This is a genomic window from Bacillus sp. JUb11 (assembly GCF_024807925.1).
Classification (GTDB): domain Bacteria; phylum Bacillota; class Bacilli; order Bacillales; family Bacillaceae; genus Bacillus; species Bacillus altitudinis.
The window spans coordinates 351,130-361,162 of the sequence record NZ_JANUEZ010000006.1; the positions used below are offsets into that span (position 1 = coordinate 351,130).

General features: G+C 40.2%; 11 protein-coding genes. 2 read left to right on the forward strand and 9 right to left on the reverse strand.

The genetic code is table 11. The annotated features are described in order from the left end of the window. Window positions 1-153: 153 nt before the first annotated feature. The 9 genes from M2369_RS13875 to M2369_RS13915 all read right to left on the reverse strand — a co-directional run bounded on the left by M2369_RS13875 (window position 154) and on the right by M2369_RS13915 (window position 8,757). A complete protein-coding gene (locus tag M2369_RS13875; RefSeq protein WP_024718498.1) occupies window positions 154-1,125 on the reverse strand; it encodes a YpdA family putative bacillithiol disulfide reductase in 972 nt (323 codons plus the stop codon). 124 nt (window positions 1,126-1,249) lie between these two features. Beyond that, a complete protein-coding gene (locus tag M2369_RS13880; protein WP_007500982.1) occupies window positions 1,250-2,524 on the reverse strand; it encodes a Glu/Leu/Phe/Val family dehydrogenase in 1,275 nt (424 codons plus the stop codon). A 196-nt stretch (window positions 2,525-2,720) separates the two neighbouring features. Further along, window positions 2,721-3,299 (reverse strand): genetic competence negative regulator, encoded by a 579-nt coding sequence (locus M2369_RS13885; protein ID WP_007500984.1) that lies wholly within the window; start codon window positions 3,297-3,299, stop codon window positions 2,721-2,723. 164 nt (window positions 3,300-3,463) lie between these two features. Then, window positions 3,464-4,252, reverse strand: coding sequence for a metallophosphoesterase (locus M2369_RS13890; protein ID WP_217967025.1), 789 nt, complete (start codon window positions 4,250-4,252; stop codon window positions 3,464-3,466). Window positions 4,253-4,339: 87 nt separating this feature from the next. Continuing rightward, entirely contained in the window at window positions 4,340-4,792 is a 453-nt protein-coding gene (locus M2369_RS13895; protein WP_007500988.1) for a DUF2663 family protein, read from the reverse strand. A 64-nt stretch (window positions 4,793-4,856) separates the two neighbouring features. Continuing rightward, entirely contained in the window at window positions 4,857-5,621 is a 765-nt protein-coding gene (locus M2369_RS13900; RefSeq protein WP_058336695.1) for a LysM peptidoglycan-binding domain-containing protein, read from the reverse strand. Further along, window positions 5,566-6,207, reverse strand: a complete 642-nt coding sequence (locus M2369_RS13905) for a CPBP family intramembrane glutamic endopeptidase (RefSeq protein WP_017359770.1) — start codon at window positions 6,205-6,207, stop codon at window positions 5,566-5,568. The genes M2369_RS13900 and M2369_RS13905 overlap by 56 nt, the downstream gene beginning before the upstream one ends. Further along, window positions 6,204-7,712, reverse strand: coding sequence for a RecQ family ATP-dependent DNA helicase (locus M2369_RS13910; RefSeq protein WP_259254608.1), 1,509 nt, complete (start codon window positions 7,710-7,712; stop codon window positions 6,204-6,206). Before M2369_RS13910 ends, M2369_RS13905 begins: the two co-directional genes overlap by 4 nt. Next, complete coding sequence (locus M2369_RS13915; protein WP_144665725.1) at window positions 7,705-8,757, reverse strand: YpbB family protein; 1,053 nt, start codon at window positions 8,755-8,757, stop codon at window positions 7,705-7,707. Before M2369_RS13915 ends, M2369_RS13910 begins: the two co-directional genes overlap by 8 nt. Before the next feature lie 268 nt (window positions 8,758-9,025). Here M2369_RS13915 and M2369_RS13920 point away from each other — a divergent pair, with 268 nt between their 5' ends. Both M2369_RS13920 and M2369_RS13925 read left to right on the forward strand, forming a co-directional pair. Then, complete coding sequence (locus M2369_RS13920) at window positions 9,026-9,274, forward strand: ferredoxin (RefSeq protein ID WP_008344492.1); 249 nt, start codon at window positions 9,026-9,028, stop codon at window positions 9,272-9,274. A 127-nt stretch (window positions 9,275-9,401) separates the two neighbouring features. Further along, a partial coding sequence (locus tag M2369_RS13925) for a transposase (RefSeq protein WP_259254610.1) occupies window positions 9,402-10,033 on the forward strand: 632 nt, incomplete at its 3' end.

The window sequence follows — 10,033 nt, forward strand, 5'->3', positions numbered from 1 at the left end:
TCAGACCTCTTTCCCTACATTATCCTTTATTATCGTACCACGAATCACCCCTTTTTTATATGACTCGAGCCCATTTTCCCAAAAATAATCTTCTATATAATCCCAATTTACATAAAAAAGAACTGAATCCCTTAGAAGGACCCAGTTCTTTTTTTACCCGTTGATTCTTTTGTTGATTTCTTCTGCAATTAACCCACCATGAAATCTTCCATTTTCAATGAAAATTTCATTGGCGTTGTTACCAGCTGCAATGACCCCTGCAATGAAAATACCTTCTACATTTGTTTCCATTGTTTGTTCATCAAATGCTGGGCGGCCTGATTCTGGATCGATTGTTACACCCATTTTTTCTAAAAATGAATGATCAGGATGATAACCTGTCATCGCAAACACATAATCACTTTTCACTCGATCCGTTTGGCCCTGCTGGTTTGTAAAGACAATATCCTGTTCTGTGATTTCCTTCACCTCTGCACCGAACTCCATTCGAATGGTGCCATTTCGAACAAGCGCTTCAAACTCTGGTAAAATCCAAGGTTTGATGCTGGATGAATATTCAGTTCCTCTATATAAAACCGTCACCCTGCTTCCGCATTTCACAAGTTCCAGGGCAGCATCAACACTAGAGTTCTTCCCGCCGATCACCGTCACATCTTTATCAAAGTAGGGGTGTCCTTCTTTAAAATAATGATACACATGAGGAAGGTCTTCCCCTTTTACATTCATATAGTTAGGATGATCATAGTAGCCAGTCGCAATCACAACATAGTCACATGTATAGTCGTCTTTTGATGTATTTACCGTAAAACGGCCATCTTTTTTCGTCACAGCGTTTACCTTTTCAAAAGCATTCACACGAAGGCTTTTTCGTCTGACCACCTCTCGGTAATAGGAAAGCGCCTGAATACGAACGGGTTTCCGATTTTCAGTGATAAAAGCGACGTCACCGATCTCAAGCTTTTCACTTGTACTGAAGAAGGTTTGGTGTGTAGGGTAATGATAAATACTGTTGACCACATTGCCCTTTTCAATCACAAGTGCATCAATCCCAATTTGCTTGAATGCAATGGCAGCTGATAGACCGCAGGGGCCGCCTCCTATTATGATCGCTTTTTCTTGTTTCATTTGTTCCACTCCTGTCGTTTCACTGCAATAACAATTGCTGGGCTGTTTGATTCTTTGCATGATTCCATAAAAAAATCTCCTATTTAAGGATAGGAGATTTTAAGGCGCGATGCAAATAAGTCGCTTAAATCCAGCCTCTGAATCGAGAAGCTTCAGCCATTTTACGTACACCGACCATATATGCTGCTAGTCGCATATCAATACGGCGGTTTTGCGCCATTTCATAAATATTATTAAATGATTTCACCATCATATCTTCTAAACGAGTTTCTACTTCTTCTTCTGTCCAGTAGAACCCTTGGTTATTCTGAACCCATTCAAAGTAAGAAACAGTCACTCCACCCGCACTTGCAAGTACGTCTGGAACAAGCAGTACACCACGATCTGAAAGAATTTTTGTCCCTTCCAATGTCGTTGGTCCATTTGCTGCTTCTACGACAATTTTGGCTTTAATGTTCGCCGCATTATCTTCTGTAATTTGATTTTCAATGGCTGCAGGTACTAAGATATCACAATCTAGCTCAAGCAGCTCTTGGTTTGTAATTGTATCATTAAATAATTTAGTGACGGTTCCAAAGCTGTCACGTCGGTCAAGCAAGTAGTCAATATCGAGACCATCTTCATCATACAAACCGCCGTAAGCATCTGAAATTCCTACGATTTTCGCTCCGGCATCATACATAAATTTAGCCAAGTAACTTCCTGCATTTCCGAATCCCTGAACGACAACACGAGCCCCATTGATGTCAATTCCTTTTTTCTTCGCCGCTTCTTTGATACAGATCGTTACACCTTTTGCCGTTGCAGTATCACGTCCATGTGAGCCTCCAAGAACAATTGGTTTTCCTGTAATAAATCCTGGCGAGTTAAATTCATCAATTCTAGAATACTCATCCATCATCCATGCCATGATTTGAGAGTTTGTAAACACATCTGGCGCTGGAACATCTTTTGTTGGTCCAACGATTTGACTAATTGCGCGAACATATCCGCGGCTTAGTTTTTCAAGCTCCCTAAATGACATTTCTCTTGGATCACAGATAATACCGCCTTTTCCTCCGCCATAAGGAAGATCCACAATACCACATTTTAAACTCATCCAAATTGAAAGCGCTTTTACTTCTTTTTCAGTAACGTTCGGGTGGAATCGAATTCCGCCTTTTGTTGGACCGACAGCATCATTATGCTGCGCACGATAACCAGTGAAAATTTTCACCGATCCATCATCCATACGTACTGGAATTTTGACCGTTAATAGGCGAATTGGCTCCTTCAGCAATTCATACACTTCTTGCGGATAGCCCAATTTATCAAGCGCTTTATGTATGACGGTTTGAGTTGACTTTAAAACATCTAGCTTATCTTCTGCGTTATGAGCGGCGTTTTGATCGGCTGCCATTAAAATAAACCCCCTAGAAATCTTTCATGATCTACTGCTCCCTTTCAAGCAATAGTATACACCTTCGTACTGGTAAAGCAAAGGTAAAAAGCGTTTTTTATCAAAATAAAATATCAGCGTTTATAAATATAAAAATGGATATAAAAAAATACTGTTGTTTCATCACAACAGTATTAAATATAATAGAAAAAAGTGATTAAAAATACAGTTGAATCGTTTTCACTGCATCTTCCTGCATGATCACTTTTCCGTATTCTTTTAACCGGTGAATGGTTAATGTCGTCGGAGAACCGAACTCCGCTAAAATAGAAATGACCGTATCTGCAGACAGTTCTTCGAAATCATCTAGGCTGAGAAAATATTGACCTTCATAATGGTAAACTGTCCCCCCCAAAAGTCCAATACGACTTAAACTATGGGACAGTTGAATCACATCTTCAAACGAGGCAAATTGATAGAGCACATGCTTGCTCTCGTCGAGCTTGACTTGCATCTCAATGTAATCTTCATCAAACTCATCATCAGCATCTTCCTGCTGACTCTTTGTCACAATGACGACCATCCCCTGCGCCTGAAGAGAAAATACTTCAACAGCAATCGGTCCATTCGCTTCAAAACCGAGCTCCTGATTCGCTTCGTTCATCATGTCTTTAAACAGCTGATGAACTTTGAACGAATCTTTCCAAAGGTCTTCTTTCGTAAGACCTCGGTCTGTCAGATCATCTAGTGTGAGAAAAATTTTGATTTTATTATAATTCAGACGCTCTAGCCGCATAACGTTCCCTCCTGCCTCTTCTAACACACATCATACTGTAGTATATGAGATGATGAGTCATAGGTTCTTAATTTTGTATTCAGTTTACACTGTGTCAAGACGGAAGACAAGCATGAAGCTATGCTTACGGTGACTTTTATGGAAAATATTGATGGGGCATCAACTTAGCGCGTTTTTAGCGGCATTAAATAGATCAGATGGGTTTCTGGTTCTGCTCCAAGACGCATCGGAATCTTTGTTGTTCCGTAACCATTACTAATCAGAAAGAAAGCACCTTTGACTTGGCCTGTTCTTCCTTTTTCATACGGACCAAATTTCCCAATGCGAATTTGACCCCCATGGGTATGACCGCTCAAAACGAGATCAATTCCCTCTTCTTCACTCATCAAGTGATGCACATCTGGGTTGTGTGATAAAAGGATATTCACGTCTTCTTTGACAAACTCCGGCCGTATCGCTTCATAATCTGCTTTTTCAAGCCGGATATCATCAATTCCGCCTATTTTAATGGGCTGTCCTTCAAAATTCCACACAGCCGTCTCATTTTGCAATGTCGTCACCTGATAGGTATGGAGGATGTCTTTGAGTTTTTGCTGATGCAGCTCATGGTCGTTATTCCCCCACACAAAATACACCGGGGCAATCCTTGCTAAACGTTTCACATTTTCTTCGACTCTAGCATATGGGACTCCCTTTTCAGCTAAGTCCCCGCCGATCATAATGACATCAGGCTGCTGCTCTTCTACTTCCGCTAATAAAGTATCACTAATTAGACGGCGATGGGTATCAGAAATAAAGAAAATGACTGCAGGTCGATCTGACTGAAGTCCTTCTATTGTAAAGTAATGCTTTTTGATGTTGTTTTGTTTTGCCGTTTTCACCATTTTCGCTGTTACACACACACCTGTTGTCACAGCCGCTATGGCAGCAGTAAATCCGATGGCATATTTCATTATGAATGACTCCCTTGTATCAGCTTTCTTTTATAGGACGCTTGAATGAAAAAAGACGTTTCAACTGTTTAAACGTCTTTTGCTCATTTATTTACTTTCATAATAGAGGTTGATGTCATATTGCGTCTGCATGAAGTGAAAAACGGCCTCGCGCTCTTTCCACTGATTTGATTGAGGCCATAAATCTGTGCTTTTCTGTATAATTTCACATCTGAGCTTATGATATTCATCCTCAGCCTTTTCTTCTTTTTTCTTATAATAATACGATGCGTAAAAAGCAAACACTTCAGCCATGATCCAAAACAGAAACACCTCATGGCCAAGCAATGTGGCAATCATCGCTTCCGGCTGCAGGGAGCCCCCGCTATTAGCTGTTATCACAAAATAAAACAGAAGAATCGCAAGTGATAAAAGGGCTGTCCATTGCCACCTTTTGCATTGTTTTGCAAATCCCTCGTATTTGCGCTTCCTTTTGATCAATGTTTCAATCATTTTCTGTGTCGGCTGATCCATATAGCGGCTGATTGCGTGCAATGTCATCACATACACCCTTGTCCCTTTTTTCTACATATGTATGTGCTTTTCGATTCATTCATGTCAAATATTAATTTTCTAATGGGATATTCAATACTTGTCCGCTGTACACGCTATTTCCTTTTAAATGATTGTAAGCTCGAATTTTCTCTTCCCCTGATCGGTTTTGATAATACTTCATGGAAATTCGATACAAGTTTTCCTCCGGTCCAACAGTATGCTGCACGACACGAACAGGCTTTTCTTCCTGCTTCTTCTTCTCTTCTGCTTCTTTTCGCTTTTTCTCTTCCTGCTGTTTTTGAAGAGCGAGCTGTTGCTGCTCACGCTTTTTTGCAGCTTCGGCCTTTTCACGCTCAGCCTTCTCTTTAGCGGCTTGTTCTTTTTTCTTTTGCTCTGCTTTTTCTTTTGAACGCTGCTTTTCTTTATCAGCATCTTTCTTTTTCTTCTCATCATCAGACGCATCCGCTTTGTCAGCGCTTGAATCATTTTTTGTGTCAACAAGTGCTGACGGGATTGGATCTGTGTCAGCACTCGATGTTTTATCAATATAAACACCTTGATTGTTGTTATCGTTAATTTCCTTTGATGTGTAATAAATCAACAGGAAGAAAACCGTGACGACAATAATAGGAAAGATAATAGCCAGTGTCGTAAACAATGGATTACGCACCTTTTTGGTTCGCTGCTTTTTATATTCATGAAAATCTTCTCGTGTAGGAAAGTGAGAGTCATCTGAAGGATGCACTTTTTCTTCTTCAAGATTTTCCTCTACATCATCATCATGGATGTTTGTCAGCTGCTGCTTTTTTCTCTTCATTCTCGACATTTCTTCCATGTTCATCCCTCCCCCAATATTTAAAACGAATTTGGCATGCAAAGACTAGGTCAATGACAAAGTGTGTCATGACAGGAACGAATAAATTCCCTGTCCACTCGTATAAAAGTCCTAAAAAAATACTAATAGAAACCACAAGGATAAACAAGAGTATTTTTGACAAATAGCGAAAGTGAAGAAGTGCAAACACAATGCTTGCAATCTCCAGTCCAAATTGCTGCTGAACGATCCCGCGAAATAAAATTTCTTCTGAAAAGGCAATGAGCAGCGTTAACCAAACAATATGCAGGATGCTGCGGTTTTTGAACATTTTTTCATTTAATCCGCCATCATCATACATATGAGCCGGAAACACCTTCATGACAATAGCGTCGACAATAATCACAAGCAAAGCGCCGCCAATTCCGTAAGTCAGGATACGCATATCTCGGATCTGCCATAAGGCTGTAAAATCAGTCCAATGATCAAACATAAACATCCCTAGTAAAAAAGAGACAATCAGCATGAGCAGCTGTGTGAAATACAACTGTTCTACTACTTGTCGATCGGTTAATTTTTCAATAATACGGCGATGTTGTTCAATCAATGCTGCGCCTCTTTTGTCAGGTGAAACAGACGATCCAGCTCGGTCTTCCAGTGTTTCATTTCATTCAGCTCCAATGGTTGATCTTTTTTTTCATAATCAGACAGGTCAAGTCCGCATGAAGAGCAGCAGTTCCCAAAGGAAGCGTCCTCCGTTAGATCAAGCTGCTCATCAAAGTATGATAACAGAGATTGCCTAAAGCAGCGATGGCCAGTGATATGCTCTTTAAACTGCCACACTTTTTTTAGCTTTTCTGTTTGTCTATCCTGCAGCTTTTCTTTCAGCTTCTTCATGAGCAAACGGGGCTGTTCAGTTTGGTACATCTTGTAATAATGCGAGAGCATTCGCGCACGCGTCTCCTGAAGCCCTGCTTCCATCAATTGTTCACGTAATTTCTTTTCATCATTTATCGGCATATGTGATAATCGGGCTAAGAAAAAATCAATTTCTGGATCATCAAAACCTTCTGCTTGAATCAAATGACTTTGAATATCCGCATCCTCTTCTGTATATAAAAGAACGCTCACACTATTTTTCCCGTCCCGTCCAGCTCTTCCAATTTCCTGCATAAATGCTTCAATTGACTGAGGCGGACTCATATGAATCACAAAGCGTATATTTGCTTTATCAATTCCCATTCCAAAAGCACTTGTACAGCAAATGAGATCAATTTGACCACTGATAAATTGCTGCTGGATCAGCATGCGGTCTCCTGACTCCATTCCACCATGATAAAACTCTACACGTTGATGCGTTTTTTGTTTCACCAAACGTGAAATATCTTCTGTCATTTGCCGGGTCGGACAATAAATCAGCCCAGGCCCTTGAAGGGTTTCCACAAGCTCCAGTGCTCGTTTCTCTTTTGCTTCTTTCGTTTCATGTGCCTCTTTTAATAGTGCAATATTCGGCCGGTTGACTGAATGAATATGAACATCTGGATGCTCTAGCCGCAACGTTTGCACAGTATCTTTTAAGGTTTGTTTCGTTGCAGTTGCCGTTAGTGCTAAGGCGACAGGATTGCCGAGCGCTTCCCTCCATTCCCCAAGCTTGGAGTATTCCGGGCGGAAATCATGTCCCCATTCCGATATACAGTGAGCTTCATCTACAACGAATAGACCCACATGCATCGCTTTGAGCTGCTCTAACAATACCTCTGACATAAGCGCCTCAGGTGCGACAAATAAAAATTTATATGATGGCAAATACCGAATAATATGTCTTCTTTCTTGAAAAGACAGTGTACTGTTAAGCGCAGCCACTCGCTTTTCACCGCGCATTTTCATGCGTTCCACTTGATCTTCCATGAGTGATAAAAGAGGTGAAATGATCAGCACTAACCCGTCTGTCAAATAGCCCGGAATTTGATAACAAAGTGACTTCCCGCCACCAGTAGGAAGCATGGCAACCGTATCTTTTTGTTGAAGTACACTTCGAATAATGTCCTCCTGACCTGTTTTGAAGGCATCATAACCAAAGTATCGCATCAGCGTCTGATGAAGCTTATCCACTTGCTTTCACCATCCTTGTCAATGCCAATCGTATTTGAAAATAAGTAAATGAATGCTCGAGACTTTCTTTGATCAGCTTCATCTTGTTGGTTTGGAGCTGACCGGCTACCTCATGTATCGCCTTTTGAGCTTCACTGCTGACATATGGTTCGATCGAGAAGCTCGGCTCATGTATCGAGAGCTCCACAATATGATCTTCAATTGTCGCTTTTTTTAGTGAACGAATATGAGCAATTTGATCAATACTGAACCCTTTTTGTACAAGCTCAAGCGTTTTATGAGTAGAGGTGGTCAGCACACGTTTGAATTGAAGATCATCTATCATTCGCTGAATGATCGGTGCCTCACCTTTTTTCGCACATTGAATAAAATAATGGAGCACATTCCAAAAAAGCAAGTAAACATACCATACATCTTCTTTCATCCATTCCGCCATTTGCTGGTACGTCCGTCCGATTCTTTCATTGGAAGTCAATGAATAAACAAAAAGCAGTGCCTCTTGATCAGTTAAATGAGCCAGAAGTGTTTCAAGCTCATGATGGATATCTTCAGAAAGCTTTTTCTTCTGATGATATTGCGAGAAGAAGGATTTCGTCCAGTTTTGAACCGATATATCTCTTTGAATCGGCACATAGTGTTGTGACCGCGCTGCATGATGTGAAAGGACCTGCACAAGTAAAGACAGCCTCATCCATAATATTTTTGCTTTATCATGATACTTGGCACCATCAAAATAAACTGGCATCGGTTTTTCAGCAAAACGCTGACTTAGCATACTTATTCCTTCATCTGTGGCAATGAATGTATCCTCTGTCTTTCTGATTAAGTGTTGCTCTAGCAGCCTTTTTACAGAGCGGTTCAGCTGATCCCTCGTAAAAGCTGGATAGCAGCCGAAGTAGCTAGAGAGCTGAAACAAACTTGCATCCTGTATCGTTTGAGATGATTTTTTTCCTTTAAAGAGATGGTAGACAGCACTAATGGAGCGTTCGCCGTTCAATTTATGTACGCTGTCCATCAACATGACATCCAAGTAATGAATCGTCATTGACCAAAGCACCTGTCTTCCTGACAAAATTCGAATATTTTCTCCCTTTATTTTAACAGATTTCATTGAAGAAGAAATGTTTAAACTCAATTAATGGGGGAAAGTTATGAACAAACCCTTATGTGATAAGCATTCTCAATCACTTTACAGTTGAAATGTGAATTTAAAATCATTACAATAAGGTTTGAGGAAATTGGTTTTTTATCGGTGAAACTAAAAAGGTTAAACCATTTGTTCCATCGAACAATCTGGGAGGTATTTTTTTAACATGGCAAAATATACAATTGTAGACAAAGACACATGTATTGCTTGCGGCGCATGCGGTGCAGCTGCTCCAGACATTTATGATTATGATGATGAAGGCATTGCATTTGTCACGCTTGATGACAATCAGGGGACTGTAGAAGTTCCAGAAGTACTTGAAGAAGATATGCTTGATGCATTTGAAGGTTGCCCAACTGACTCAATTAAAGTTGCGGACGAAACTTTCGATGGTGATCCACTTAAGCATGAATAGGATAAAAGCCCCTTTAAAAGGGGCTCAGGCTGTCGAGAAAATCTCGACAGCTTTATTTTCCCCCTTAAATTTTCCACTACCCCATTTTATAATAGAGAAAAGCATACTAAAGGAAGGTGTTTTTCTCATGTTCCACACTAGAAATTCTTCTCAGCACGAAGCCGAATTTGTATTACTAGATCAACTGGTCGAAGAGGATCACCTGCTTCGTAAAATTGATCAATACATTGATTTTTCATTTATCATAGACAAAGTAAAACCATATTATAGTGAGAATAAAGGTCGTCCTTCTCTCGATCCACTCATTTTGTTCAAAATGATGTTCATCGGATACCTGTATGGTATCCGTTCTGAAAGACAACTTGAAAAAGAAATCTACTATAACATGGCGTATAGATGGTTTTTAGGTTTAAACATCAATGACCCCGTTCCCCATCACTCGACCATTAGCTGGAATCGCCGTACCCGTTTTAAAGATACAACGATTTTTCAAGATATTTTCGATGAAATTGTTCTTCAAGCCATCAATCACGATATGGTTGGAGGGCGCGTTCTTTTTACTGACTCCACTCATCTTAAAGCCAATGCCAATAAACATAAATATACGAGAAAAACGATTGAACAAGATACTCAAAACTATATAAATGAATTAGAAAAAGCGATTCAAGAAGATCGGGTGGCACACGGAAAAAAGCCCTTAAAGGTAAAAGAGGAGGTGAAAACGGAAAAAGACATTCGTCAAAGTACGACTGATCCTGA